General features: G+C 63.0%; 26 protein-coding genes and 1 pseudogene. 10 read left to right on the top strand and 17 right to left on the bottom strand.

The window, feature by feature from the left end; all coding sequences use genetic code 11:
• Positions 1-2 precede the first annotated feature (2 nt).
• Together ACE10W_RS39710 and ACE10W_RS39705 are read right to left on the bottom strand one after the other, a co-directional pair.
• Positions 3-1,337, bottom strand: coding sequence for a DUF2235 domain-containing protein (locus tag ACE10W_RS39710; RefSeq protein WP_304549302.1), 1,335 nt, complete (start codon positions 1,335-1,337; stop codon positions 3-5).
• A gap of 231 nt (positions 1,338-1,568) precedes the next feature.
• Positions 1,569-1,904, bottom strand: a complete 336-nt coding sequence (locus ACE10W_RS39705) for a hypothetical protein (RefSeq protein WP_038966647.1) — start codon at positions 1,902-1,904, stop codon at positions 1,569-1,571.
• A gap of 367 nt (positions 1,905-2,271) precedes the next feature.
• On the opposite strand from ACE10W_RS39705, the gene ACE10W_RS39700 reads away from it, so the two are divergent.
• The 3 genes from ACE10W_RS39700 (at position 2,272) to ACE10W_RS39690 (ending at position 3,421) form a co-directional block, all read left to right on the top strand.
• Complete coding sequence (locus ACE10W_RS39700; RefSeq protein ID WP_304549300.1) at positions 2,272-2,568, top strand: hypothetical protein; 297 nt, start codon at positions 2,272-2,274, stop codon at positions 2,566-2,568.
• Positions 2,561-2,857: a hypothetical protein gene (locus ACE10W_RS39695; RefSeq protein WP_027545228.1), complete on the top strand. Its 297-nt coding sequence runs from the start codon at positions 2,561-2,563 to the stop codon at positions 2,855-2,857. The genes ACE10W_RS39700 and ACE10W_RS39695 overlap by 8 nt, the downstream gene beginning before the upstream one ends.
• 285 nt (positions 2,858-3,142) lie before the next feature.
• Complete coding sequence (locus ACE10W_RS39690; RefSeq protein WP_011083000.1) at positions 3,143-3,421, top strand: DUF1488 domain-containing protein; 279 nt, start codon at positions 3,143-3,145, stop codon at positions 3,419-3,421.
• A gap of 10 nt (positions 3,422-3,431) precedes the next feature.
• On the opposite strand, the gene ACE10W_RS39685 is transcribed toward ACE10W_RS39690, so the two are convergent.
• Complete coding sequence (locus ACE10W_RS39685) at positions 3,432-3,554, bottom strand: hypothetical protein (RefSeq protein WP_271556239.1); 123 nt, start codon at positions 3,552-3,554, stop codon at positions 3,432-3,434.
• Between the two features lie 51 nt (positions 3,555-3,605).
• Between ACE10W_RS39685 and ACE10W_RS39680 the strand changes: the two genes are divergently transcribed.
• Positions 3,606-4,286: a hypothetical protein gene (locus tag ACE10W_RS39680; RefSeq protein ID WP_271613125.1), complete on the top strand. Its 681-nt coding sequence runs from the start codon at positions 3,606-3,608 to the stop codon at positions 4,284-4,286.
• 213 nt (positions 4,287-4,499) lie between these two features.
• Here ACE10W_RS39680 and ftsZ read toward each other — a convergent pair whose 3' ends face one another.
• Positions 4,500-5,759, bottom strand: coding sequence for a cell division protein FtsZ (gene ftsZ / locus ACE10W_RS39675; RefSeq protein WP_304549297.1), 1,260 nt, complete (start codon positions 5,757-5,759; stop codon positions 4,500-4,502).
• Between the two features lie 50 nt (positions 5,760-5,809).
• A complete protein-coding gene (locus ACE10W_RS39670; RefSeq protein WP_304549296.1) occupies positions 5,810-6,424 on the bottom strand; it encodes a hypothetical protein in 615 nt (204 codons plus the stop codon).
• 127 nt (positions 6,425-6,551) lie between these two features.
• Between ACE10W_RS39670 and ACE10W_RS39665 the strand changes: the two are divergent.
• Positions 6,552-6,692: pseudogene (locus ACE10W_RS39665) on the top strand (DUF1488 domain-containing protein); the annotation flags it as partial.
• A gap of 66 nt (positions 6,693-6,758) precedes the next feature.
• Here the strand turns inward: ACE10W_RS39665 and ACE10W_RS39660 are convergent.
• From ACE10W_RS39660 to rpmB, 6 genes are all read right to left on the bottom strand, one after another.
• Positions 6,759-7,841: a DUF4238 domain-containing protein gene (locus tag ACE10W_RS39660; RefSeq protein ID WP_304549294.1), complete on the bottom strand. Its 1,083-nt coding sequence runs from the start codon at positions 7,839-7,841 to the stop codon at positions 6,759-6,761.
• Positions 7,842-7,917: 76 nt separating this feature from the next.
• On the bottom strand, positions 7,918-9,837 hold the full coding sequence (locus ACE10W_RS39655) for a hypothetical protein (protein WP_375762489.1): 1,920 nt from the start codon (positions 9,835-9,837) through the stop codon (positions 7,918-7,920).
• Entirely contained in the window at positions 9,824-10,348 is a 525-nt protein-coding gene (locus tag ACE10W_RS39650; protein WP_304549291.1) for an ABC-three component system middle component 5, read from the bottom strand. The genes ACE10W_RS39655 and ACE10W_RS39650 overlap by 14 nt, the downstream gene beginning before the upstream one ends.
• Positions 10,345-10,944 (bottom strand): ABC-three component system protein, encoded by a 600-nt coding sequence (locus tag ACE10W_RS39645; protein ID WP_304549290.1) that lies wholly within the window; start codon positions 10,942-10,944, stop codon positions 10,345-10,347. Before ACE10W_RS39645 ends, ACE10W_RS39650 begins: the two co-directional genes overlap by 4 nt.
• Positions 10,945-10,953: 9 nt before the next feature.
• Positions 10,954-11,163 (bottom strand): hypothetical protein, encoded by a 210-nt coding sequence (locus ACE10W_RS39640; RefSeq protein WP_304549288.1) that lies wholly within the window; start codon positions 11,161-11,163, stop codon positions 10,954-10,956.
• Positions 11,164-11,405: 242 nt separating this feature from the next.
• On the bottom strand, positions 11,406-11,714 hold the full coding sequence (gene rpmB / locus ACE10W_RS39635; RefSeq protein WP_011082994.1) for a 50S ribosomal protein L28: 309 nt from the start codon (positions 11,712-11,714) through the stop codon (positions 11,406-11,408).
• Positions 11,715-12,268: 554 nt separating this feature from the next.
• Between rpmB and ACE10W_RS39630 the strand changes: the two genes are divergently transcribed.
• From ACE10W_RS39630 to ACE10W_RS39610, 5 genes are all read left to right on the top strand, one after another.
• Complete coding sequence (locus tag ACE10W_RS39630; protein WP_038966645.1) at positions 12,269-13,078, top strand: DUF3108 domain-containing protein; 810 nt, start codon at positions 12,269-12,271, stop codon at positions 13,076-13,078.
• Positions 13,079-13,856: 778 nt separating this feature from the next.
• A complete protein-coding gene (locus ACE10W_RS39625; protein WP_304549286.1) occupies positions 13,857-17,231 on the top strand; it encodes a helicase-related protein in 3,375 nt (1,124 codons plus the stop codon).
• Between the two features lie 48 nt (positions 17,232-17,279).
• Positions 17,280-17,510 (top strand): S4 domain-containing protein, encoded by a 231-nt coding sequence (locus ACE10W_RS39620; RefSeq protein WP_011082990.1) that lies wholly within the window; start codon positions 17,280-17,282, stop codon positions 17,508-17,510.
• A gap of 132 nt (positions 17,511-17,642) precedes the next feature.
• Positions 17,643-17,981 (top strand): ferredoxin FdxA, encoded by a 339-nt coding sequence (fdxA, locus tag ACE10W_RS39615; RefSeq protein ID WP_011082989.1) that lies wholly within the window; start codon positions 17,643-17,645, stop codon positions 17,979-17,981.
• 344 nt (positions 17,982-18,325) lie between these two features.
• Positions 18,326-19,114: a CarD family transcriptional regulator gene (locus ACE10W_RS39610; RefSeq protein ID WP_161532582.1), complete on the top strand. Its 789-nt coding sequence runs from the start codon at positions 18,326-18,328 to the stop codon at positions 19,112-19,114.
• A gap of 242 nt (positions 19,115-19,356) precedes the next feature.
• Here ACE10W_RS39610 and ACE10W_RS39605 read toward each other — a convergent pair whose 3' ends face one another.
• From ACE10W_RS39605 to cyoB, 6 genes are read right to left on the bottom strand one after another with little or no spacing between them, the layout of a single operon-like run.
• Positions 19,357-19,890 carry a response regulator transcription factor gene (locus tag ACE10W_RS39605; RefSeq protein WP_027545216.1) on the bottom strand — a complete coding sequence of 178 codons (534 nt, stop codon included), beginning with the start codon at positions 19,888-19,890 and terminating at the stop codon, positions 19,357-19,359.
• Positions 19,880-21,277, bottom strand: coding sequence for an ATP-binding protein (locus tag ACE10W_RS39600; protein ID WP_304549283.1), 1,398 nt, complete (start codon positions 21,275-21,277; stop codon positions 19,880-19,882). Before ACE10W_RS39600 ends, ACE10W_RS39605 begins: the two co-directional genes overlap by 11 nt.
• A complete protein-coding gene (locus ACE10W_RS39595) occupies positions 21,249-22,109 on the bottom strand; it encodes an SURF1 family protein (RefSeq protein WP_304553932.1) in 861 nt (286 codons plus the stop codon). Before ACE10W_RS39595 ends, ACE10W_RS39600 begins: the two co-directional genes overlap by 29 nt.
• A complete protein-coding gene (cyoD, locus tag ACE10W_RS39590; protein ID WP_304549282.1) occupies positions 22,106-22,486 on the bottom strand; it encodes a cytochrome o ubiquinol oxidase subunit IV in 381 nt (126 codons plus the stop codon). Before cyoD ends, ACE10W_RS39595 begins: the two co-directional genes overlap by 4 nt.
• Positions 22,483-23,112, bottom strand: a complete 630-nt coding sequence (gene cyoC, locus ACE10W_RS39585) for a cytochrome o ubiquinol oxidase subunit III (protein ID WP_011082983.1) — start codon at positions 23,110-23,112, stop codon at positions 22,483-22,485. Before cyoC ends, cyoD begins: the two co-directional genes overlap by 4 nt.
• Positions 23,113-25,110: a cytochrome o ubiquinol oxidase subunit I gene (gene cyoB, locus ACE10W_RS39580; RefSeq protein WP_011082982.1), complete on the bottom strand. Its 1,998-nt coding sequence runs from the start codon at positions 25,108-25,110 to the stop codon at positions 23,113-23,115.
• Positions 25,111-25,116 lie beyond the last annotated feature (6 nt).

The following is a 25,116-nucleotide window of genomic DNA, read 5'->3' as shown; positions in this document are numbered from 1 at the left end:
TCTCACCCCGTCACCGTCTCCGCCTCCGGCGCCACACCCACATGTGGCGGCACCGGCATCGGCACCGTCTCGTAGGTCTTCGGCAGATTCACCGGCCGGTAGTCCGGCTCCACCGCCATCCGCTTCACGACGCTCTCGTGCACATGCGCGCCTTCGGGAATCAGGCGCGGCTCGCAATCGGGGATGTAGAAGCCGAGAAACACCTTTCGCTCCGGCCACTCCTTGTACTTCGCGCTCTTCGGCAAATATTCCAGCAGCCGCCAGGCCGCCGTCATCGAATTGTGCAATTCGCCGGTCTTGCCGGTGTAGGCGGGCGGCACGTACTGGAACGGGGAGTTCTTGCGATGGACGCCCCAGGCGAGCTGGTTCACGGTGCGCGGGTTGAAGTTTAGCCCGGCCTTTCCCGCCTCGTCGATCATCCAGATCAGCGGATATTTCGACTCGCCGCTCTGGGCCTCCGGATAGCCGCCGCCGACGTCGCTGTGCACGCCGGCGAACCACACCTGCATGATGTCCTGCGGCTCCTTCTTGTCGTCGGGCACGAAGCGGTTGCTCCAATATTCCTGCGGCTCCCGCCATTGCTTGAGGCGGAACATGCAGCGCCGCTCGTCGATCGCGATCGCCTGCCGGAAGATCTTCACGCTCGGATTGCGCAGCGTGAAGGCGAGCTCCTCGAAGCTCGGCCAGTACAGCCGGTCGGGACGCGGCACGATCACGCTCGCCACGGTGTCCCACACCCCGATGAAATGGATGGTCGGCCAGCGCGAGGAGGTGATGCGCGCGAACTGCGCGGCGAGGTCGAACTTGTCCTGCGGCAGCGGCCCGTCGTCGTCGGAGCCGACGTCCTTGAGGTCCGCGATGTCGTTGCCGCGCCCCGAGCCGGAATATTGCTTGTAGGCGACGAGGCCGCTGCCTGCGAGGTTGGCCTGCTCCGGCGAGATCAGGCCGACCTTGTGGATCAGCCCCGCCAGCACGCGCACGGTATAGGCGCCGCGCGAGAAGCCGAACAGGTAGATCTTGTCACCCGGCGCGTAATGCTCGACCAGGAAGCAATAGGCCGACAGCACGTTGTCATCGAGCCCGTAGCCGGTGGCGAGCCCCAGCACCAGATTGACGTTGGCCTTGAGGCGGTGCCACGTCGTCGGCTCCGTCACCGTGCCGACGCCGGGATCGTAGAACACCATCTGCCGCGGCTGCGTCTTGTCGGTCTTGCGCAGGCAGCGATAGAGCTTGAGGACGTTGGAGATGTTCTCGCTGATCTCGTTGCCGGTGCCGTCGCAGCAGATGACGAGGTGCTTCGGCTCGGTCTTCGGTTCGGTTCTGCGCTCGTGCTCCACAGGTCGGCCCCTCCCGGCAATGCTACCGGGGCGAGTATAGCAAAAAAGCGCGACGGCGAGGAGACGGTGGTGGTTGCCGCAGCGAAGGTGCGCTCCCTCGCCCCGCTTGCGGGGAGAGGGGGAGTCTCCGCAGGGGAGGTGAGAGCTGGACTCGCGGAGAGTCCCCCTCACCCGGTATTTGCTGCGCAAATCCCGGCCTCTCCCCGCAAGCGGGGAGAGGCGAAAGAAGCCCTACTTCTTCTTCGCCGGTCCGAAATCCGGCTGCCACGCCGCGTCCTTGCGGCTCGGGGCCGCGGCGATCACCTTGGTTTTGTCCTTCTTCGGCTTCTTGGTTTCGCGGTTGCCGCGTTGCTGTCCCTTGGCCATGGCGTCGGTCTCCTGTGGGGGTTTGAGTTCGTCCAGTTCGTCCGATTGCAGCACGCGTCCGCGCGGCGTGCAGACGCGCACGTCCATGTAGCCCTCGCGCAGCAGCTTCCGCGCCAGCCGCAGCGCGACGGTGGCGCTGCCGCGGCCGAGATTGGAACAGCCATATTCGTTGGTGCCGCTGACGAGATAGGGCACGCGCATTGTCCTAGCCATTGAGGATGGCCGCCGCGCAGACCAGGAGCAGAAGGAACAGCGCGACGTCGACCTGTGGAACGATCCATTCCGGGACGCGAAACCGCGACATCGCACGCTCCTGCCAGAGCAGGGCAACACCATGCTCCGCTAACTGGTCCTACGGCGGGAGCGCACGTGACCCTCAGTCACCGGTCGATGCCGTTGCAGGAAGTGCGGTGATAGAAGCGAGCCTACGCCTACCCCATGCCAATAGCGAGGACTAAAACGCCGCGCGCGGCGCGGCGACGATAGTGCTGGCTATATCCGCCCAGGGAGCGCATGCTTGTCACAGCCGGCGTCGGTTGGGGCTTCGCTCGCAGGAAGGCAGGCGTCCATGACCATCCGTTCGCGGCGAGAAACCGTCACCTTCAGGCATCCGTTCCGCATCAACGGCATCGACCGGTTGCTGCCCGCGGGCAGCTATGACGTCGTCACCGACGAAGAGATGATCGAGGGCCTGTCGTTCCCGTGCTGGCGGCGTGTCGCCACCATGATCACGGTGCCGGCCGAAAGCGGGGGCGCCGGCATGACGGAAATGTTGTCGATCGGCTCGGTCGACCTCGCGGACGCGCAAGCCGCGGATGCGCAGGCCGCGCCGGCGAGCGTCGCCCAGAGGGTCGCCCATGACTGACGTCCCGGTGGATCTCGACAGGCATCGCGGCATGGCCGCCCAGAAGGCGACCGACCTGCGCCGCGCGCTGGCCGAGGTCGAGAACAATGTCAGGGAGCTGCGCGAGCGCGAGGCCGATCTCGAGAATCGCCTGATGACCGTGCCCGCCACCTCGTGGCCCGAGGCCGCGGTGAAGGCGCGCTATCTGCTCAACCTCTATGCCGCCAGCCTCTCCACCGAGGACACCCGCCACCGCGCGCTGGTGACGGCGCTGTTCGACGATTTCGCCAGGCTCAGTGGCGACAGCTGAGGCTCAATGGCGATTGCGGCAGGCCGGCCGCAGCGCGGCAACGGCCGCGCGCTCGTGGAACACAGCCGTCGTCCTGGCGAAAGCCAGGACCCATAACCGCCGAACCGAGTTATTGTGAACGAACGCGGCCACAGCGAGCCTCCACAACGCTGACCGGGATAATGGGTCCTGGCTCCCGTGCGCAATTGCGCACCAGGCCGGGACGACGTCGGAGAATTCGCGGGCCGCGGCGGCATCGAAGCCCCGCGGCGACCGTCAAGGTGCAATCGCGTAAGGGAGTAAGCCATGACACTCACGAGCAGCCGCTTCGTCGGCTACGAACAGGACCGCGGCATCGTCCAGTTCCTGATGCAGGACGGATCGAAGGAGATCGCCTGCGCGATCTCGACCTCCGCGATGGACTATCTCGAGCGCGGCCCGCAGGCGAGGCCCGAGCAGCGCGAAGCCCAGTTCACCCGTCTGCGCGACCGCATCGAGGCGCGCGCCGCGAGCAAGTACCGCGCGACGGAGTTCGAGGGCACGCCGCCGGGGATCGTGCTGCGGAGCATTGATTTTCGGGGGTAGGGGAGGCGGGCTACCGCGGCTGCGACTTGTCCGTCTTGCGCAGGCAGCGATGGAGCTTCGGGACGTTGGAGATGTTCTTCGGGATCTCGTTGCCGGTGCCGTCACGCCCCATGGCCGCATCGTCTGTTGACATTAACCGTCTGTTAACCATGCGGTTGCCTAATGTTGACGATGGGGGATCACCATGTCGGCCCATGTGACGCGACCGAGGTTGATGCCTGTTTCGGCCGATCCGGCCATCCGGTCGGTGGCGAGGCTGGCGGTTCGCGCCAAGGCCGTCCTACAGGGCAAAGCGCCTGTCCCACGGAGCAAAGCCATGTTCGGAAAGGACGACTTAGTGGACAATCTCAGCCGCGATCTCGATCGCGCGCGCGGAAGACGAGATGCGCTTGCATCCGAAGCCACGACCCTGACGGCCCAGATCGCCGAAATTGAAGCCCGTCTTTCGGAGGAAAAGAAAAGGCGTGAGCGTGAGCGCGTCTTGAGCGAGGTCGAAGCGATCAAGACGCGAATCAAGCAAGCCGCGGGCGCGTTTGCGCCTGTCGTCGATGGTCTCTCGAGGGCGGTCGAGCAGGCTGCGGCGGTTGTGCCCGAGGCGCGCGAGCTCAATAGTTTCCTGGTGTCGGTGGCGACCGAGATCGACAGCGTGCTCGATCCCCTGCTCCGCGAACTGGATCAGCGCGCGGATGCGGTGCGAACCGGACAGGCAGCGCTGGACCTGCCGAGTTCGGCCATTGAAGCGCCGCCCATCGAGCTGCCAAAGGACACCAACGAGCGCCTGCTTCGTTTTCCGGCGTGGCTGTCCCGCGACAGGGAGACGGACAAGAAGGACACCGCCGAGAGCCCGCGCAGCACGGCGGCTTGAAACATCGGCGCGCTGCGCACGCTCTACGCCGTCATTCCGGGGCGCGCCTCTTGGCGCGAACCCGGAATCCATCCCTCAACACGCACTGCGGCCAAATGGATCCTCAGGTGCGCAATTGCGCATCCTAGCTCGCGACTTCGTCGCGCCCCGGGATGACGAGCTGTTGTTGGGCTCGCTGGTTGCCGAGCAGGTAACTCCCCCGCTCGCCACCGCTCAGTTGGCGGCGCGGCGCAGGAAGGCCGGGATATCGAGAGCGGCCTCGTCGGGCAGATTGCGCGCAGGGGCGCGGCCGTAAGGATCGAGCGGCTGAAGCGCCGCCTGCGGCGCATAGTCCAGACCCGGCCTTGCCGGTGGCCCCACGGGGTGGTGCGGCTGCGGGCGGAGCGGCGGGCTTGCCGCTTGCGGAAGGGGGGCACTGCGCTCGATGCGATCGGCGATGCGACGGCCGTCGTTGCGCAGCCTGCCGGCGAGCTGGGTGAGGGCGGTTTCCACCGGTAGCGCCTGCTGCGCCGGATCGAGATTATCGATTCCGGTCGCCACCACGGAGACGCGGACGATGCCTTCGAGGCTTTCGTCAAACGACGCACCGACGATGATGTTGGCGTCCGGGTCGGCCTCGTCGCGAATGCGGGTCGCGGCTTCGTCGACCTCGTACAGCATGAGATCCCTGCCGCCGGTGATGGAGATGATGAGGCCACTGGCGCGCTTGATCGAGGGATTCTCGATCAGCGGATTGGAGATCGCGGCCACGGCGGCGGCGAGCACGCGCTTCTCGCCGGAAGCCTCGCCCCGTCCCATCATCGCCTTGCCCTTCTCCTTCATGACGGAGAGGACGTCGGCAAAATCGAGATTGATCAGACCTTCCTTGACGATGAGGTCGCTGATGCAGGCCACGCCCGAATAGAGCACCTGGTCGGCAAGGGCGAAGGCATCGGCGAACGTGGTCTTCTCGCTGGCCACCCGGAACAGGTTCTGGTTCGGGATGATCAAGAGGGTGTCGACCGTCTTCAGCAGCTCCTCGACGCCGGCTTCGGCGAAGCGCATGCGGCGCTGGCCCTCGAAGTAGAACGGCTTGGTGACCACGCCGATGGTGAGGATGCCGAGCTCGCGCGCGGTCCTGGCGATGATCGGTGCAGCCCCGGTGCCGGTGCCGCCGCCCATGCCGGCCGTCACGAACACCATGTGCGCGCCGGTCAGGTGCTCGCGGATCGTATCGATGACCTCCTCGGCTGCGGCGCGTCCCAATTCCGGCTGCGAGCCGGCGCCGAGGCCTGCGGTGACCGTTGTGCCGAGCTGGATGAGGCGCGTCGCCTTCGACATTGCAAGCGCCTGCGCGTCGGTATTGGCGACGACGAACTCGACCCCTTGCAGCCCGGCCGTGATCATGTTGTTGACGGCGTTGCCGCCGGCGCCGCCGACGCCGAATACGACGATGCGGGCCTTCATCTCGCGAATGTCGGTGATGCCAGTCATTCTGTCCTCGCGGTTGCTCCGGCGGCCGGGAATGGGGAAAGGTTCGAGTGCTACCTGCGAGCCGCGCGATCTGCTTGCACGATCGCAGCGGCCAGATGTCCCAATCGAAGCGCGGCTTGTCCCGCGATCCCGCCGCCAGGGCGGCGACCGGTCCGTAAGTCCGCCACTTCGTCTTCCAGTCGTGCCGCCCACGCATTGGCTGCCGCCGTCTCGGCCGCCGCCTGCATCAGCTCGACGGCCAGGCGATCGGCGCGCTCACGCTCTCGCTCGAACACGGCCCTGTAGGCGGCTGCGACTTCTTCGAGCCGCGCGACCTCCGCCTTGAGTGCGTTGATCTCCAGAGCGTTTTCGAGCGAAGTGGGTGCCGGTTCGCGTGAAGAAAACGCGTCAGAACAGGAATCTAGAGCCCCGTTCCGACTTCGTCGGAACGGAAATGGCTCTACCGCCTCGATCTTTGCCATGGCGGCATCGATGTGGCCTGCCTGGCGGGCACGTCGCGGGCGGGACGTGTAGCGGAGCTCGGAGAAATCAACGCTGATCAGGGCCTTGCCATCATCCGACCGCGAGCGCGGCAACCGGCGACGTCTCGCCAGCGAACGAGCGGCCTCGCGCGAGATCTTGAGGCGGGCACCCAGATCAGCATACGTCAACAACGCAACGCACATCGGCGCTTCTCCTGGAGCGAACCGGGAAGGCATTTCGGGCTAATGATGGCTGGACGATTACAGCAGGCTAGGCTGCGTTGGTTAATGGACGGTTAACGCGCGGGGGACACTAACGCCGGGCGTGCGCGCCCGCCCCGAGCAGCGCGAAGCCCAGTTCACCCGCCTGCGCGACCGCATCGAAGCGCGCGCCGCGAGCAAGTACCGGGCGACGGAGTTCGAGGGCACCCCGCCGGGGATCGTGCTTCGGAGCATTGATTTTCGGGGGTAGGGGGAGGCGGGCTTACGGAGCTGCGGACATGTTGTTGGCGAGCCCGAAGTGGGGCGCTGGGACTGTCTACTTTAGAGGCTTTGGCTCGCCACGCCTCGTCCACGTTGAGAACGTCATGCCTTTCCTCGGCGCAACGCCGCTAGGTGCATCGGTTGCCGTAGCCCTTGAAATTGGAGCGGCCATCTTCGCCGACTGCTCCTTTTGTTGAGCCGCACGGTCGAACTTTGCCGCGACTTGTCGGTAATGCTTGAGAGGGCCCGTACCGGGGTTCACCTCCTGCGTCTCCATACGGTGGTTGCGGTTCTTCTCTACAAAGGTACTAACCCAACCCTGAGCCTCAGAGTAGAACACAGTGTCTTCAGCGGATCGAACGAGTGACCTGTTGATTTCGATCGCCTCTTGCCGAGAAATGTGCCGTCTTACATACGAGAAATTTTCAAAGCTAAAATCGGGGGCGTTATGGTTGATGTCTGGCTTGATCCTGACTGCTAGCGTGGGGGTCAAAGGAACAACTCGATTTAGGATGAACTGATTTTCGGATTGCTCGTTCGCGACTGGAAAGTCACTTGTGAAGAATGGGCAATCTTTGTTGTTGTTGACCAGGATTTCCCAAGAGGAATTTCCGAACGAGGCGACGTGACTCAGGATGGTGGCGATGCCGACTGCTTGAGGCACTTTTCGATCCACCACGACCTTGATTCCTCCGCTGTCCAGCAATTCGGTCAGGCTATCTCCCGCCAGTTCGCTAGGTGGCGGTTCGAACGCTGCTTTAGCGTCAGCGGCCTTTGTCATCGCTTCGATATGCTCTTCGACTAGATTTGCATTCATGCGCATGGCGGCCGGAGTGCATGTCAGTAGATAACTCAGGAAGCCTGCAACTACGTATATCGCTTCGTTGTTAGGCCTTCCGGTCTCTAGAAGCGTGACGGCATCATTGTATTTTCTTTCAACCGTTTTTAAGAACTCTTCGATTGCTCGAGGCTCGGTCAGGAAATCGTTTGTATTTCCTTCGTCGGTCCGGCACACATCGTTCGATCTCGGTGTAAACGTTTTAAGGTCGCTTTTGCGCGTCGCGTGCATGAGTTCATCAAGCGATGGGGAATAGAAACGCTTTAGATGAACCTGCGAAACATAGTGATCTAGAGCCATTTCCTGTCCTGTCGAATAGCTCTTGCCTGATCTTGATCGGTTGGCCGATTTGCAGGCGCGTCCCGAACGCGGGCGTTCAGTCGAGTTTGATTCCGATTGTCTTGTCTACGTTCGTTGAGAATGCGCCCACAGTGTACGCTTCATCTTCAAGTTCGGGCTCGATCATGGCAGTAGCGAATATGATCTGATGTTCTACTTTGCTTTCTTTTGAAACTCGCAGAATCTGCAGCTGAAAATTCTGGCTACGAATGGCTTCGACACCCATGTTCTCATGACTATCTATCATGCAGAAGCGCGGATGGCGGAAGAAGGGATTCTTTGTTGCCGCCGCAAGGAAGCCTAGAAAGAAGCTGCTCCGTAGGATTGTCCTAGAACTGGCCGAGAAGTAGCTTTCGTTGTCGACGGTTATTTGGTTGCCTTCAAATGTGAAGTTCACGCTTCTTGGGTCCTCGAACACGTCCTGCCGCCTTAGGTCCTGAACTAGTAGCTTCTTTACCTCGTCAGCGATCAAAGTGTAGGCCTTCGCAAGGGTAGAGGCCTGCTGTGCTCGCAGTGTGTCGTTGGTGTTGCGTAACTTTGTTATCGTTGCTTGGAGCTCCGACTTGCGGTCCGACAATTGCCGAACCGTCGCCGCCAGTTGAGCTTTTTGATCCAGATCCTCAATTTGCCGCTGCAAGTATCCAGACCGACGATGAAGATCCCTAAGCTTCCCGCGGTCATTCGTTGAGGGAAGGGATTGGAGGGCGGAAAGTCGGCGTGATGCGTCTTTCCACTTGGTCTCTGTATCTCTGATTTCTTGGTCTACCGTCCGTGCTCGGTCTTCGCGCCTACTTTGCAAGAGAGTAGATTGTCTAATCTGGAGTGAAGTATCCAATATCAACGCGGCTATTCTGCTGCGAGTTTGCTCTGATTCAAATGGCGTCTTGCAAAGGTGGCACGCATGCTTTGCGAGCTCGCCATCGATCGGAGAATAGCAAGCAGGACAACATTGAAATCTTACCTCACCGATATGGTCGACGACGGCGGAGGAGTCGCGCAGTGCCTCGATTTTGTTTTTTAGGGCGGCCAAGAATGCATTCGAGTCCGCAATGGTAAGGGCTAGCGCGTCCCGATCTTGTTTTAGTCGTATCAATTCGCTTTGTAGCGCTTGAACAGCCTTATAAACGTTTTCTTGCTGCGAAAGTGTCAGCTTATCGTTCTTAGTTGATGTGTAGAGCTTCTGTTCTGCCTCCTCGATGAGGCGCTGCGTTGCCGCTTGCTCTTGCTCGAGTGACGTTCGCTGGGCGTCAATCCACTCAAGGGTAAATCCCTGGTCTGCTTTTCCAAGGACCGAAAAAAGGCTGCGAAGTTGCCCGTTGATGGTGTCGAACTCTTTCGAGAGTTCTCGTATCTTTTGTTCGTTGTCGTAAACAGCGCTGTCGTAAGCTCCGCACAACAATCTTCCGACGGTGTCTCGTAAGTCCGCCCGGTCGAATGGAACGGCCCTGAAGAGCTGCTCTACCGGACTAAGTTGATCCGCATAAAGCAGGCGAAGAATCTGGTGCATCGTAATGTGACCGGATAGATCGCTTGAGACCTCGGGGATCCCCAATAGACCGAAAATGGCTTGGGAGAAGCTCTCTCGATTTTCGCCGCTTCGGTACGGATATTTGATCCACTGCGATCTGGGCGCCTTTATCGAATCGAGATAAGAGCCGCCAAATATTTCCATTGGCTGCATAGTGCCAGCTTCGGAGACGTCGCGGCTTAGCGTGGCTTTTTTTCCATTTAAGCTGACTTCAAGGACAACTCTCGAGCAGAGTCGAGCGACTGTGCTCCAATCGGTAAGGTCGCCACCAAGCCCGTAGAATATGAAGTTAAGTACGGTGGATTTGCCAGACGAGTTCTCTCCGCGCACGATATTTACGCCAGCATGGAACGCTGCGTCGTAAACGATTTTGTCCGAACGGTAGATCACCATTCGTGTTACGATCAGTGTTGGCTCATATCGCATCATAGCGATACTCCATCAGCCCGGTTCGCGCTTTCAGGCCATTTAGTCCATCGGATAACGTGTAGTGTTCGGCGAGCGTACGAATAAACTCCATTAGATTGGCTTGAGCGGCGTTGAGTTCTTCTGCACGAGAGAAAATTGCCTCGGGCACCTTTGCGTCGGACGTTTTGAAAGTGTCATCGAGAAAGGCGTCCTTATCGATGTAGTTGTTGGCGGCTAGGGTTTCGATTGCGGCCAATTGCAGAGGGTGCATGCGTTCGAACAGGAGGGGTGGGTCGGGTTGCTCGCCGTACGGCGCTAGGTGCGCGTACTCTTCAGAGAGTGTCTTGAAGTGTTGGTGGCTTTGCGCAAGTCGAATCAAGCGAATTCGAAATGGGAATAGCAGATAGAAATCCAGAATTCGAACGTGGTCGATCGGAAGAGGCCCTGCAGTTTTCAAAAGCGGCAACAGGCGTATAAGTCGGAATACGGCGTGAAACGGATCGAGCGCGGGTTGAAATACAAGCTGGCTCATTTGTGCCACCGCACGAAGCACTGCTCAGCCAGCCAGTAGACCATGCCGAGGGCCGTGTTGTGATCTATTTCAAAGACGCTGGCTCCGCATTCGCTGACGGTCGGTTCGACGATTAGTTCGTTCACGAGCGAATTTACTTGCGCAACTCCTAAGGCTGGGATTTGAGGCAAGATGATATCGTTGAAGTTCCGCTCTGCTCGCGCAAGGAGATAGACAAAGATCTGCTGGGCCGATGCGTAGAGTGACCACTGATGGAGAAGTTTGACGAACATCTCCTTCATTTCGATGGCATCGTAGTAGTTAGCCTCGCGGCCGGCATATTTCAGCTTCGCTTCAAGGCCTACGACTCCATCGAGAGCTTTGTTCCGGTGATATCTCTGCAGCTTCTCGATTGTGTTTTGTGCCTTCTGGTCGTTCTTTAGTTCCTCGTCCAGTCTCTGTAGCAGTTGCTCAACGATTCCGGCGGCCCGTGGAGCCGATCTCTCCCCCAAATTGTTGGTGATGTTATAGACGTCGCGTCCGGCAATATGGCCTTCCGCCGTAGCATTGGATTGGTCAACGGAGACAGCAACTGTTCCGCCATGCTCAATCGGCATTTGAGCAACTCATCGTCGGTTGTTGATCGTGGTGTTGTCGCGCCCGGCAAGATTGCCTCCGGCGCGTGCGCCGCTCTGGTCAACTATTGATCCAGCTCCTGAGAGTTGGTTCTTGCGCGACATGCGCAAAGTTAGCCACGATCCGCCTGCACCGCCGGTCGCGAGGCCGCCGATGAACGCTCCAATCTCGTTTGCATGGTTGAGCAAGAAATCGATCACGTTCCCCTCGCAATGTAATTATTGGAATCAGTGGTACAACCCTGAGTATTCTTCCTGATTATCCTATCGCGGCACCGAATCCAGCAAATAATGCCGAACAGCCACTCAATCTTTCGGCGGATCAAGTGCACTGCAAAAACAAAAACGGCCGGATCTTCCGATCCGGCCGCTACACAAAACTCTACTGGCTAAGCCTACGCCACGCGACGCTACTTAGCCCCCGCCCAACTCGAAAAAATCGCTTAGCTGGCCTTCTTGACCGGGGCGGTGACGCCGACCTTCTTCTGGATGGCGCGCTTCAGCTCGAGGGCGCGCGGCGACAGGGCGTCGGCGCTGGCCTTGAGCAGGAAGGCGTCCAGGCCGCCATTGTGGTCCACGCTCTTCACCGCGTTGGTCGAGACGCGCAGGCGCACGTTGCGCTCCAGGGCTTCGCTGATGAACGTCACGTTGACGAGGTTCGGCAGGAAGCGGCGCTTGGTCTTGATGTTGGAGTGGCTGACCTTGTGGCCGACGAGGGGGCCCTTGGCCGTCAGTTCGCAGCGGCGAGACATGTCTCAATTCCTCAATCTAAGCCCCCAACGATTTGCGGCCGCCATTCGGGGCGCCACGGGGGCAAATTCTCTGTCCTTGCAGGGAGCGGCGGACGTATAGGGGGGAAGCGGCGGGACGTCAAGTTTTTGGGGCGGGATTTGAGGCCGCCCGGGCGGTGTCCTCCCTCTCCCGCTTGCGGGGGAGGGCCGGGGAGGGGGTGCCTCCGCGGAGGGGCAGTCGTTATTACGGTTGGTGTCCCCAAGGGGAGAGAGCCCTCACCCGGCGCTACGCGCCGACCTCTCCCGCAAGCGGGAGAGGTTTCAGAGTCCGCGGCTAAGCGCCCCGATCACCAAAACGGCAATGTTTAAAGTGCCTTACCATCACATAAAGGGCGTATTCGCCCCCGAAGTATCAGGTGGAGTTCCGCGCTTGTTGCGCCCGAACACATTGTTTGCCGCGGTTTTTGGCTTAAGTAACAACCGTCGCGCCCCGATTGGATCGTTTCGTGCCCATTTCCTCCCGATTTGCGCCCAAGCCGCGCATCGCCAGCCCGCGGTCCGCCGTCCGGCTGGCCATGGCGGCCCTGTGCGGGCTGGTCTTCGCCTGGGAGGCGAAGCCGGCCGCCGCGCAAGGCAAGCTCGAGGCGCAGTATGAGGCGACGCTGGCAGGCATTCCGGTCGGCCGGGGCGCCTGGAACATCGACATCCAGGACGACGTGTTTGCCGCGGCCGCCTCCGGCGGCACCACGGGGCTGCTCAAGTCGTTCGCGGGCGGGTCCGGCACCGGCGCCAGCCAGGGGCGGGTCGTCAACGGCGCGCTGGTTGCGACCGGCTACCAGGCCTCCACCACCACCTCGAAGAAGACCGAAGAGATCCACATCACGCTCGACAAGGGCAATGTGAAGGAGTTCGGCATCGTGCCGGAGCCGCCGGTCGACCCTGATCGTATCGTCGTCACCGAGGCGCATCGCCGCGGCGTCTGGGATCCGATGACGGCCTCGCTGTTGCGCGTGCCCGGCACCGGCGACCCCGTGACGCCGGACGCCTGCCACAACGCAGCGCCGGTGTTCGATGGCCGCATGCGCTACGACCTCAAGCTCGATTTCAAGCGCATGGAGACCGTGAAGGCGGAGAAGGGCTATCGCGGCCCGGTCGTGGTCTGCGCGCTCTATTTCGTGCCTGTCGCCGGCTACATCCCCGACCGCCCCGTGATCAAATACCTCGCCGCCCAGCGCAACATCGAGATCGCGTTTGCGCCCGTCGCCGGCACCCGCATCCTGGTTCCGTTCTGGCTGAAAGTGCCGACGCCGCTCGGCCCCGCGATGCTCGAAGCCACCAGCTTCATCACATCCGCCCAGCCGCCGCGGGTCGCGAAGACGCAGTAAAAGCCGCGCCATACGGGCTACCATTCCTCCGTCATTCCGGGGCGCGCCACTTGGCGCGAACCCGGAATCCATGGTGAGACAAACCCTGCGGCCTGATGGATTCCGGGCTCGCGACCAGCGTCGCGCCCCGGAATGACGAGCGGAGCGATTCGGCACGCAGCTCCAACGCCTTACCCGCCGTCACCCCCGCCAATCCCGCGCGCGCCGTTTCTACTGTGCATGGGGTTGTTTTCGCAGTTTTTGTTTTGGCGCCCTCGATCCGTGAATCCATTTGACTCCTCCCCGATTCTGATTCGACTCCGCGCCGTCCCCAATTTTAAGGAACCCGCCATCGAAACGTCGCTTGTGCGGCAGCCCAAAACTCCATCTAGTGCAATCAAGCACAGGGCGCCGCGACATGTTGCGTGAACGTAACAGGACTCAACAGGGAGTCAGCGATTCGGCCGCGATTCGTTCTAGAGTCGTTCCGAAGCTTAAGGACACAGGGAAAAGCGTCGCAAAGTGAGACAGTTGCGCGAGGTTCGGGCGGCTCCTTCTTCTCCCTCGCCCCGTTCTTACGGGGAGAGGGTTGGGGTGAGGGGCTGCTTCCACGGAATAGGTGATAGCTGGTTCGTGGAGAGTCCCCCTCACCCGGATCGCTTCGCGATCCGACCTCTCCCCGCAAGCGGGGCGAGGTGACTTCCAAGCGCTTCGCGCCTAGCCCTAATCGCGCCCAGCCGCCGCGCCGCCCCAAACAGCACTGACATTCGCCGAAATCGGCACTACCTAATCGTACAGAATGGCTTTTCCCCCTTCCCCCTTCGCCTCCGAGCGCGCACCCGGCGCGGGCGTCACTGCGGTGCTCGGGCCGACCAACACCGGCAAGACCCATCTCGCCATCGAGCGGATGCTCGCGCATCCCTCCGGCATGATCGGCCTGCCGCTGCGCCTGCTCGCGCGCGAGGTCTACAACAAGATCGCCGATCGCAAGGGCGTGGAGAGCGTCGCGCTGATCACCGGCGAGGAGAAGATCAAGCCGAAGAACCCGCGCTACTGGGTTTCCACCGTCGAGGCGATGCCTAGGGATCTCGACGTCTCCTTCCTCGCCGTGGACGAGGTCCAGATCGCCTCCGATCTCGAGCGCGGCCACGTCTTCACCGACCGCATCCTCAACCGTCGCGGCCGCGACGAGACGCTGCTGCTGGGCGCTGCGACCATGCGCCCGATCATCGAGCGGCTGTTGCCCGGCGTGTCCATGATCACGCGGCCGCGGCTGTCGCAGCTGGAATTTGCCGGCGACCGCAAGATCACCCGCCAGCCGCGCCGCACCGCCATCGTCGCGTTCTCGGCGGATGAAGTCTACGCCATCGCCGAGCTGATCCGCCGCCAGCACGGCGGCGCCGCCGTGGTGCTCGGCTCGCTCAGCCCGCGCACCAGAAATGCGCAGGTGTCGATGTTCCAGAACGGCGACGTCGACTATCTCGTCGCCACCGACGCCGTCGGCATGGGCCTCAATCTCGACGTCGACCACGTCGCCTTCGCCTCCGACCGCAAGTTCGACGGCTACCAGTTCCGCCGCCTGACGCCGTCTGAGTTCGCGCAGATTGCCGGCCGTGCCGGCCGCGCCACGCGAAATGGAACGTTCGGTACCACCGGCCGCTGCGCGCCGTTCGAGCCCGAGCTCGTCAACGCGCTGCAGAACCACACCTTCGACAGCGTGAAGATGCTGCAATGGCGCAATTCGAAGCTGGATTTCTCCTCGCTCGGCGCGCTCCAGGTGTCGCTGAACCTCTCCCCCGGCCATGAGGCGCTGACGCGCGCGCCGATCGCCGAGGACATGCGCGTGCTCGACCACGTCGCCCGCGACGCCGATGTGCGCGATTCCGCACATGGCAAGCTGGCCGTGGAGCGGCTGTGGGAGGCCTGCCAGGTCCCCGACTACCGAAAACTGTCGCCGGCGGCCCATGGCGAGCTCGTGACCACGCTGTACGGCTTCCTGATGCAGAAGGGCCGCATTCCAGATGCCTGGTTCGCGGCCCAGGTCGACCAGGCCGACCGCATCGACGGCGATATCGACACGCTGTCGGGCCGGATCGCGCAGATTCGCACCTGGACCTTCGTCGCCAACCGGCCGGACTGGCTCGCCGACCCCGAACACTGGCAGGGGATTACGCGGGAGGTCGAAAATAAATTGTCGGATGCGCTCCATGAACGCTTGACTGAGCGTTTCGTTGATCGCCGGACCAGTGTATTGATGCGCCGCCTGCGGGAGAACACGAGCTTGAATACTGAAATCGGCAAGACCGGCGAAGTCATCGTCGAAGGCCATGTCATCGGCCGTCTCGATGGCTTCACCTTTGCACCGGATGCGGCGGAAGCCGGCTCCGATGCGAAAGCCTTGCAGGCTGCGGCCCAAGCGGTGCTCGCCGGCGAGATCAACGCGCGCGCCGAAAAACTGGGCAACGCGCCGGACGAGCAGTTCGTGCTGACCTCGGAAGGCACCATCCGCTGGACCGGCGATGCCGTGGCGCGGCTGTCCGCCGCAGAGGACGCGCTGCATCCGCGCATCCGCATCATCTCCGACGAGCGCCTGACCGGCAGCCCGCGCGAGAAGGTGCAGGCGCGCCTCGACCTCTGGCTCAAGACGCATATCGAAAAGCTGCTCGGGCCGATGTTCGAGCTCTCCAAGGCCGAGGACGTCACCGGCATTGCCCGCGGCATCGCCTATCAGCTCGTCGAGGCGCTCGGCGTGCTCGAGCGTCCCAGGATCGCCAACGAGCTGAAGGATCTCGACCAGCCCTCGCGCGCCACTTTACGCAAATACGGTGTCCGCTTCGGCGCCTATCACCTCTATTTCCCCGGCCTCTTGAAGCCCGCCGCGCGTGCGCTGGCCGCGCTGCTGTGGGCGCTGAAGCAGGACAATGTCGATCTGTCCTCGCTCTCGGGCGCGCAGCATCTGGCATCTTCGGGCCGCACTTCGTTCCCGGTCGACAAGGCTCTGCCGCGCGATGCCTATCGCGTGCTCGGCTACAAGCAGGCCGGCGAGCGTGCCGTGCGCGTCGACATCCTGGAGCGCCTGGCCGACCTGATCCGTCCGGCGCTGGCCTGGCGCGAGAACTCGCCCGGCGAAAAGCCCGCCGGCGCGTTCGACGGCCGCAGCTTTATCGTGACCCAGGCGATGACCTCGCTCACGGGTTCGGCGGGCGAAGATTTCGCCTCGGTGCTGCGCGCGCTCGGCTATCGCATGGAGAAGCGCCCGCCGCTGCCGCCGAAGCCTGTTGCGCCTGTTGTGGAAGCGTCCAGCGCAGAGGCTTCCGCCGAGACGCCCGCGACCGAATCGCCGGTCGAGGGCGCTGTCGCCGCAGACACACCGATCGAAGTCGCAGCCGAAGCCGTCACCGTCGAAGACGCGCCCGGCATGGAGCAGCACGACGAGCCCGCGCACGAAGAGCCGGCGCTCGAAGCATCGCTAGAGGCTCCCGTCACGCCCGAAGATGCGCCCGGCATCGCGCCGCCGGCCGAAGAGGCGGCTGCGCCCACCGAGGCTGCCGGCCTTGAAGCCGCGCCGGCTGAAGCCGCCGCGGTCGAAGCTGCTGCATCGCCCGATGCCGCAGCGCCGGTCGAGGCCGCTGCCGCGCCCGCCGAGCCGGAGCTCGTCGAGGTCTGGCGTCCCGGCGGCCGTCACGAGGATCGCAAGCCGCGCCACGAGCGCCATCGCCACCAGCGTCACCATCATCAGCCGCGTCCGCAGGCGGGCGCCGAGGCGGGTGCTGCGCCCGTGGAGGGCGAGGCCGCGCAAGCAGCCGACGGCGAGAAGCGCGGCGAGCGTCATCGCCATGGCGGGCATCGGAAAGATTTCCGCAAGGGCCGCGAAGGTGGCGCCGACGGCGCGCCGCGTCCCGAGGGACGCGACGACAAGAACCGCAGCTTCCAGGGCAAGGATCGCGACAAGGATCGCGATCGCAACAAGGGCAAGTTCGGCGGCGATCGCGACAAGGGCCGCGACAATCGTGGCCGCGACCGCGACAAGGGCCGTGACCGCCAGGGCGGGCCGTCGCTGCGTCCCTACGCCTCGAGCGCGAACCCGCGCGAGCGCGATCGGCCGGTCGATCCCAATTCGCCCTTCGCAAAGCTCGCTGCGCTGAAGGAGCAGCTCGCGGGGCGCAAGGAGTAGCCCACGACCGAGCGGCAGCGCATCGACAAATGGCTGTGGCACGCGCGGGTGGTGAAGGCGCGCACCTCCGCGGCTGAACTCGTCGAGTCCGGCCATGTCCGCGTCAACGGCACGCGCGAGACCTCGCCCGGGCATGCGATCAAGGTGGGCGACGTGCTCACCATCGCGCTCGACCGCACCGTGCGCGTGTTGAAAGTGATAGCCTTCAACGAGCGCCGCGGCGATGCCGCCTCGGCGCGCGTGCTCTACGAGGAGCTCGGCGAAGGAAAGCGCAATTAATTGCGCTTTGAATTCATTTCTTGGTCGATCAATCGCGCAAAGCCGTCATGATCGGCCGTCCCCGACCTTGCGGCGCCGGGCCATCCGCGCTACGCAAGCCGCGACTTTTAAAAGAGCTTTTCGGAGCGTTGGATGACTTACGTCGTCACTGAAAACTGCATCAAGTGCAAGTACACCGACTGCGTCGAGGTCTGCCCGGTCGACTGTTTCTACGAGGGTGACAACATGCTCGTCATCCATCCTGACGAATGCATCGACTGCGGCGTGTGCGAGCCGGAATGCCCCGCCGACGCCATCAAGCCGGACACGGAACCGGGCCTGGAAAAGTGGCTTTCGGTCAACGCCGACTACGCCAAGAGCTGGCCGAACATCACCCAGAAGAAAGAATCACCCGCCGACGCCAAGGAATTCGACGGTATGGAGGGCAAGTTCGAGAAATATTTTTCTCCGAACCCCGGCTCCGGAGACTAATTCGGACCCAAACTTAACCCTAATACCTTCGTTCGCGCCGAAAACCAGGCCTAAAGACCCCTAAATCATTGATTTTTGCGGGAAATGTGCTATATTGGGCACATTAAGCCGAACCCCGTCAGCCCCGTTGGCCCCTCTGGGTTCCCGTGAAACCAAATGTCGAACAGGGGCGTGGCAGTTTCCGCGCGCAGGCTGTGTCACAGAAAACGCGTAAAAAGAGTACTTCAGCGAGGGCTTCCCATAAGGAGGCCAAAAAAGTCGCCGCGGCCAGCCGTAGCGCATCCAAGGGTCGGACCGCGACTAAGGCGCCGGCTGCAAAGTCCTCGAAGAACAAAAGAAGCGCAATGCCTAACAAGACTGCCAAACCGGCCGCGAAAGCGACCGTTGCCAAGCCTGCTGCTGCTAAGGTTCCCGCTGCCAAGCCCGCTGCGCCGAAGGCCTCTGTTGCTGCTCCTGCCAAGGCTCCTGTCGCTGCCAAGCCGGCCGTGAAGCCGGCGGCTGCTGCGCCGAAGGTCGAGGAAAAGAAGGTCGTGACCCAGCGCCAGGGCTTCAAGGCCAACGAATTCGTCGTCTATCCCGCTCACGGCGTCGGCCAGATCCTGGCCATCGAGGAGCAGGAGATCGCCGGTGCGAAGCTCGAGCTGTTCGTCATCAACTTCATCAAGGACAAGATGACGCTGCGCGTTCCGACCGCCAAGGTCGCGAACGTCGGCATGCGCAAGCTGTCCGAGCCCGCGCTGGTGAAGAAGGCGCTGGAAACGCTCAAGGGCCGCGCCCGCGTCAAGCGCACCATGTGGTCGCGCCGCGCCCAGGAATACGAAGCGAAGATCAATTCGGGCGATATCGTCGCGATCGCGGAAGTCGTGCGCGACCTCTATCGCTCCGAGTCGCAGCCCGAGCAGTCCTACTCTGAACGCCAGCTCTATGAAGCCGCACTCGATCGTCTGTCCCGCGAGATCGCGGTAGTGCAGCACTCGACCGAGACCGAAGCGGTCAAGGAGATCGAGGCCCAGCTCGCCAAGAGCCCGCGCCGCAACGCCAAGGCGGAAGCCACCGAGGGCGAGGCGGATGCCGAGGGCGATGCCGACGATACCGATGGCGACGACACCACCGTCGCCGACGAGGCGGCGTAAGCGCCACGTCGCGTCGATCGCAACAGATCAAAAGCCCGGCCTTGCGGCCGGGCTTTTTGCTTGGGGGCAGGGTCATACCAAGCGTCGTCCTGGCGAAGGCCAGGACCCATTACCCCAGGTTTGAGTTGCTGCGACGGCTCGGAGTTTCAGCCTTCGTCAAACCGCAGCCTGTGGTGATGGGTCCCGGATCGGCGCTCGCTTTGCTCGCTGGTCCAGGACGACGAGGAGAAGGAGGCCTTGCCTCATTTCACCGGCCGCTTTTCCAGCTTCCTCGCCAGCGTCCGCCGGTGCATGCCGAGCCGCCTCGCCGCCTCCGAAATATTGAAATCCGTCTCGATCAGGGTCTGGTGGATGCGTTCCCATTCCAGCGTCTTGATCGATGTCGGCCGCGCATCGAGCGCGACTTCGGCATTGCCTTCGGCCTTGTTGAAGGCGGCCTCGATGTCGTCGGTGTTCGACGGCTTGGCCAGATAGTGGCAGGCGCCGAGCTTGATCGCCTCGACGGCAGTCGAGATGCTGGCAAAGCCGGTCAGCACCACGATCAGCATCTCCTCGTCGTGCGTGTGCAGCAGCTCGACGCAAGCCAAGCCCGAAGCGCCGCCGAGCTTGAGATCGACCACGGCGTGGCCGAAGGATCGCTCCTCCAGCACTTTCCGCACCTCCTCGATCGAGCCGGCGAGCACGACCTCGTAGCCGCGGCGCTCGAACGAGCGTTTCAGCGTGCGCGCAAAGCCTTCATCGTCCTCGACGACGATGAGCGAACGGTCAGGCGTCAAAGCTGCCTCCGATCGCGAGCGTTGCGAGCGGCAGGGTCAGGCGGACGGTGGCGCCGCGCTTCCTGTGGTTCTCGGCGGTTACGCTGCCCCCGAGCTTGCGCACAACGTTGACCACCAGGAACAGGCCGAGCCCGCCGCCGGCGCGGCCCTTGCTTGAGTGATAGGGCTTGCCGAGCTGCGCCAGCATCTCCGGCGCAAAGCCCGGGCCGCGGTCGCTGATCGACAGCACGAGATTGTCGCCCTCGCGCTCGGCCAGAAGCTCGACCCAGTCGCGCGAGACCTCATAGGCGTTGTCGAGCACGTTGAAGATCACCTGCTTCAGCGCGACGTCCGAGGCGATCGCGACGTTCTCGCCGAACGTGTTGACGAAATAGAGCGTGCGCGCCGAACGGGCGTTGCGCCACTCATCGACCAGTGCGGTGACGAAGGCCGTCACCGTCGTCGGCGAGGAACCTTCACCGCGCGCTTCGCCGGCGGACACCAGAATGCCCGTCACGATCGACTTGCAGCGTTGCAGCGAGGTCTCCATCTCCGCAAGATCCTCGGCGAGTTCCTGATCGGCGGCGAGATCCGGCATGCGGCGCCAGTCGCTGAGGATCACCGAGAGCGAGGCCAGCGGGGTGCCGAGCTCGTGCGCCGCGCCGGAGGCAAGCAGGCCCATACGGACGATGTGGTCCTGCTCGGCCGCATGCTGGCGCAACGCCGCCAGATGCGCGTCGCGCTCGCGCAGGTTTCTGTTGATGCGGGTGACGAACACGACCAGCAGCACGGCGTTGAGCACGAAGCCCAACAGCATGCCGGCCACGGTGAGGCTGTAGGCCTCGCTGATCGGGTTCGGCGGCAGGTCGAGCGGCCGGTACGCCAATGTCAGCCAGACAAAGCTGGCGCAGGTCAGCGCCACCAGCGACCAGGTCGAGCGCGCATCGAGCAGCACCGCGCCCAGCGTCACCTGGAGCAGGAATAACGAGGTGAACGGATTGGTGGCGCCGCCACTGAGATAGAGCTGCGCGGTCAGCGCGGCGACGTCGAGCATCAAGGCGACCAGCAGCTCGTTGCTGGAGATCGCGGCGCGATGGCGCACCCAGACCAGGCTCGAGACGTTGAGCAGCACCAGCGCGCCGATCACGGCGCCCATCCGCTCCAGCGGCAGGGGGATGCCGAGCCAGAAATGCACGCCGCCGATGGTCACGATCTGGCCGACCACCGCGGTCCAGCGCAACTGGATCAGCAACGCCATGTTCTTGCGGTTGGTCTCGTCGTCGGTCGGCGCAGCGCCGATCAGCTCGCTGCGCGCGTCCGCCTGCGATTGCAGCGTGACGGCGAGCTCGCCAAACGCCTGGGGAGGCGTTCTTCGGTCGTCAGGTCTGTTCGACGATCGTTCCAGCATCTGATCCCGTCCTGCGGGCGGCAGCATCGGAGCCGCCGGCCGGTTCGTGGACGAAGCGCCCGCGGCGGAACAGCCCGCCGCCGAATGTGACGAAAAGTTTACCGGCCAGCATGAACGCCAGGGCAAACCACGTCAGCGCGTAGATCAGGTGGTTATTGGGAAAGCGGATCACGGTCAATCCGCCGATGGGGCCCTCGATGGGGCCTTGGGCGGTTTGTGATCCGGCATCGGCATCGACGAAAAAGGGTGCGACATCGTGGAGGCCGCGCGCCGCCGCAATCGCGGCGACATCCCGCGAGTACCAGCGGTTGTGCTGGGGCACGTTGTTGCGGAGGAAGCCGCCTTTTGGCTCCGTCATGCGCAGCAGGCCGGTGATCTCGACCTCGCCGTCCGGATTGCCGTTCCGGCGCGTCGATGCCTCGCGCCGCTCGGGCGGCACGAAGCCGCGATTGATCAGGACCTGGGTGCCATCGTCGCGCTTGAGAGGCGTCAGCACCCAATAGCCGGGGCCTTCCTCGGTGACGGCCTGAACCAGCGTCTCGCGGTCATGCAGGAAGCGGCCGGCGACGGTGACATGCCTGTATTCGTCGCTTGTGGCGGAGACCGCAGGCCACGAAGCGGGCGAGGGGATCGGCTGGGCCGGGGCATGGACGCGCTGCTCGACGCGGTCGATCAACGCCAGCTTCCAGGCGCGGCGTTCGATCTGCCAGACGCCGAGCGCGATCAGAGCGGCAAAGGCCGTGAGCGAGAGGACCGTGAGCCAGAAGGACGGGCGCGCAGCCTTACGGCGCGCCCGTCCTGCCTTGCTCGTCACGGTCCCCAATTCGCTCACTTCATTCCGCTCATCTGGTGGATCGGCATCATGTTGCTGTTGAGGTGGTTCATCACCCACAGCGAGCCGGACAGCGCGATCACCACCATGACGATGGTGAAGATCAGCGCCATCATGCTCCAGCCGTTCTCGGATTTCGTGTTCATGTGCAGGAAGTAGATCATGTGCACGACGATCTGCACGACCGCGAAGGCCATGATGACCAGCGCGGTGATCTGCTTGCTCGGCAGCGCGCCGCTCATCACCAGCCAGAACGGGATCGCGGTGAGCACCACCGAGAGCACGAAGCCGAGCATGTAGCCCGAGAACGTGCTGTGGGCGTGGCCGTCGTCGTGGTGATGGTCGCCCGCGTGGACGGCGTGGGTATCGGTGTTCATCGCAGAACTCCCAGGAGATAGACGAAGGTGAAGACGCCGATCCAGACCACGTCGAGGAAGTGCCAGAACATCGACAGGCACATCAGGCGGCGGCGGTTGGCTTCGATCAGGCCGAACTTCCAGACCTGCACCATCAACGTGACCAGCCAGATCAGGCCGCAGCTGACGTGCAGGCCGTGGGTGCCGACCAGGGTGAAGAAGGCGGACAGGAAGGCGCTGCGCTGGGGCGTTGCGCCTTCATGGATCATGTGGGCGAACTCGGTCAGCTCGATGCCGATGAAGGCGGCGCCGAACAGGCCGGTGATCGCCAGCCACATCTGCGTCTGCGCGATCTTGTTCTGCTGCATCGTCAACATCGCGAAGCCGTAGGTGATCGACGACAGCAGCAGCATCGAGGTGTTCACCGCGACCAGGTCGAGGTCGAACAGGTCCTTCGGCGCGGGGCCGGCGGCGTAGTTGGCGCCGAGCACGCCGAAGGCGGCGAACAGCATCGCGAAGATGAGGCAGTCGCTCATCAGGTAGATCCAGAAGCCGAGCGAGGTGCTGTAGCCTTCCGGATGCGGGTGTTCGTCGGCGAGATAGAAGACCGGCTCGCCGGTCTGCGAGGGATTGACAGCGACAGTCATTTACTTGGCTCCGGCGAGCAGTTTGGTGCGCGCGTCCTCGGTCCGGATGACGTCGTCAGCCGGAATGTCGAAGTCGCGGTGATAGTTGAAGGTGTGACCGATCCCGACGGCGAGCATCGCGATGAAGCTCGCGGCGGCCAGCCACCAGATGTACCAGATCAGGCCGAATCCCATCGCGGTTGCCAGGCCGGCGAGGATGATTCCGGTGCCGGTGCTGCTCGGCATGTGGATCGGCTTGAACCCGATGAGCGGACGCTGGTAGCCGCGCTTCTTCATGTCCCACCACGCGTCATTGTCGTGAACGACGGGGGTGAAGGCGAAGTTGTAGTCCGGCGGCGGCGAGGAGGTCGCCCATTCCAGCGTGCGCGCGTCCCAGGGATCGCCGGAGACGTCCTTAAGCTGCTCGCGCTTGAGGAAGCTGACCGCGAACTGCATCAGCATGCTGAGAATGCCGAGGAAGACGAGGCCGGCGCCGATCGCGGCGATGACGAACCATATCTGCAAGGACGGATCGTCGAACACGCGCAGGCGGCGGGTCACGCCCATCAGGCCGAGCACATAGAGCGGCATGAAGGCGAGGTAGAAGCCGACGACCCAGAACCAGAACGACAGCTTGCCCCAGAACACATCGAGCTTGAAGCCGAACGCCTTCGGGAACCAATAATTGATTCCGGCGAACGCGCCGAACACCACGCCGCCGATGATCACGTTGTGGAAGTGCGCGATCAGGAACAGGCTGTTGTGCAGCACGAAGTCGGCCGGCGGCACCGCCAGCAGAACGCCGGTCATGCCGCCGAGCACGAAGGTCAGCATGAAGGCGATCGTCCACATCATCGGCAGCTCGTAGCGGATGCGGCCGCGATACATCGTGAACAGCCAGTTGAACATCTTCGCGCCCGTCGGGATCGAGATGATCATCGTGGTGATGCCGAAGAACGAGTTCACGCTGGCGCCCGAGCCCATCGTGAAGAAGTGGTGCAGCCACACGAGATACGACAGGATGGTGATGACCACCGTGGCGTAGACCATCGAGGTGTAGCCGAACAGGCGCTTGCCGGAGAAGGTCGAGGTGACTTCCGAGAAGATGCCGAAGGCGGGGAGAACCAGGATGTAGACCTCGGGATGGCCCCAGATCCAGATCAGGTTCACGTACATCATCGGGCTGCCGCCGAAATCGTTCGTGAAGAAGTTGGTGCCGACGTAGCGATCGAGCGAGAGCAGCGCGAGCACGACGGTCAGAACCGGGAAGGAGGCGACGATCAGGATGTTGGTGCAGAGCGAGGTCCAGGTGAACACCGGCATCTTCATCATGGTCATGCCGGGGCACCGCAGCTTGACGATGGTGCAGATCAGGTTGATGCCGGATAACGTCGTTCCGACGCCGGCGACCTGCAGCGCCCAGATGTAATAGTCGACGCCGACATCAGGGCTGTAGCCGATGTTCGACAGCGGCGGATAGGCGAGCCAGCCGGTGCGGGCGAACTCGCCGATGAACAGCGAGGCCATCACCAGCACCGCGCCGCCGACCGTCATCCAGAAGCTGAAATTGTTCAGGAACGGGAACGACACGTCGCGCGCGCCGATCTGGAGCGGAACGACGTAGTTCATCAGGCCCGTGACCAGCGGCATAGCCACGAAGAAGATCATGATCACGCCGTGGGCGGTGAAGACCTGGTCGTAGTGATGGGCGTTGAGATAGCCTTCGGAGCCGCCGAACGCGAGCATCTGCTGGCCGCGCATCATCAGCGCGTCGGCGAAGCCGCGCAGCAGCATCACGATGCCGAGGATCATGTACATGATGCCGATGCGCTTGTGGTCCACCGTGGTGAACCATTCGCGCCAGAGGTAGCCCCAGAGACGGAAATAGGTGAGGCCGCCGAGCAGCGTGGCGCCGCCGAGCGCGACCACCACGAAGGTGCCGACGACGATCGGCTCGTGCAGTGGCAGTGACTCGAGGCCGAGCCGGCCGAAGATGAGCTTGAGAAGATCAGGAGACATGCGAGC

Source organism: Bradyrhizobium sp. B025 (assembly GCF_042257955.1).
In the GTDB taxonomy this organism is placed as follows: Bacteria; Pseudomonadota; Alphaproteobacteria; order Rhizobiales; family Xanthobacteraceae; genus Bradyrhizobium; species Bradyrhizobium diazoefficiens.
The sequence above is the reverse complement of the archived record's forward strand: the minus strand, read 5'-3'. Positions and strand labels throughout refer to the sequence as shown.

Bases quoted from the DNA above. Each gene is read 5' to 3' on its own strand.
- ACE10W_RS39660 (WP_304549294.1), bottom strand. From the start codon at position 7,841: ATGGCTCTAGATCACTATGTTTCGCAGGTTCATCTAAAGCGTTTCTAT.
- ACE10W_RS39670 (WP_304549296.1), bottom strand. From the start codon at position 6,424: ATGTGCGTTGCGTTGTTGACGTATGCTGATCTGGGTGCCCGCCTCAAG.
- fdxA (WP_011082989.1), top strand. From the start codon at position 17,643: ATGACTTACGTCGTCACTGAAAACTGCATCAAGTGCAAGTACACCGAC.
- ACE10W_RS39690 (WP_011083000.1), top strand. From the start codon at position 3,143: ATGACACTCACGAGCAGCCGCTTCGTCGGCTACGAACAGGACCGCGGC.
- ACE10W_RS39700 (WP_304549300.1), top strand. From the start codon at position 2,272: ATGACCATCCGTTCGCGGCGAGAAACCGTCACCTTCAGGCATCCGTTC.
- ACE10W_RS39695 (WP_027545228.1), top strand. From the start codon at position 2,561: ATGACTGACGTCCCGGTGGATCTCGACAGGCATCGCGGCATGGCCGCC.
- ACE10W_RS39625 (WP_304549286.1), top strand. From the start codon at position 13,857: ATGGCTTTTCCCCCTTCCCCCTTCGCCTCCGAGCGCGCACCCGGCGCG.
- cyoB (WP_011082982.1), bottom strand. From the start codon at position 25,110: ATGTCTCCTGATCTTCTCAAGCTCATCTTCGGCCGGCTCGGCCTCGAG.
- ACE10W_RS39680 (WP_271613125.1), top strand. From the start codon at position 3,606: ATGTCGGCCCATGTGACGCGACCGAGGTTGATGCCTGTTTCGGCCGAT.
- rpmB (WP_011082994.1), bottom strand. From the start codon at position 11,714: ATGTCTCGCCGCTGCGAACTGACGGCCAAGGGCCCCCTCGTCGGCCAC.
- ACE10W_RS39630 (WP_038966645.1), top strand. From the start codon at position 12,269: ATGGCGGCCCTGTGCGGGCTGGTCTTCGCCTGGGAGGCGAAGCCGGCC.
- cyoC (WP_011082983.1), bottom strand. From the start codon at position 23,112: ATGACTGTCGCTGTCAATCCCTCGCAGACCGGCGAGCCGGTCTTCTAT.
- ACE10W_RS39600 (WP_304549283.1), bottom strand. From the start codon at position 21,277: ATGCTGGAACGATCGTCGAACAGACCTGACGACCGAAGAACGCCTCCC.
- ACE10W_RS39705 (WP_038966647.1), bottom strand. From the start codon at position 1,904: ATGCGCGTGCCCTATCTCGTCAGCGGCACCAACGAATATGGCTGTTCC.
- ACE10W_RS39685 (WP_271556239.1), bottom strand. From the start codon at position 3,554: ATGTCAACAGACGATGCGGCCATGGGGCGTGACGGCACCGGCAACGAG.
- cyoD (WP_304549282.1), bottom strand. From the start codon at position 22,486: ATGAACACCGATACCCACGCCGTCCACGCGGGCGACCATCACCACGAC.
- ACE10W_RS39655 (WP_375762489.1), bottom strand. From the start codon at position 9,837: ATGATGCGATATGAGCCAACACTGATCGTAACACGAATGGTGATCTAC.
- ACE10W_RS39610 (WP_161532582.1), top strand. From the start codon at position 18,326: ATGCCTAACAAGACTGCCAAACCGGCCGCGAAAGCGACCGTTGCCAAG.
- ftsZ (WP_304549297.1), bottom strand. From the start codon at position 5,759: ATGACTGGCATCACCGACATTCGCGAGATGAAGGCCCGCATCGTCGTA.
- ACE10W_RS39650 (WP_304549291.1), bottom strand. From the start codon at position 10,348: ATGAGCCAGCTTGTATTTCAACCCGCGCTCGATCCGTTTCACGCCGTA.
- ACE10W_RS39645 (WP_304549290.1), bottom strand. From the start codon at position 10,944: ATGCCGATTGAGCATGGCGGAACAGTTGCTGTCTCCGTTGACCAATCC.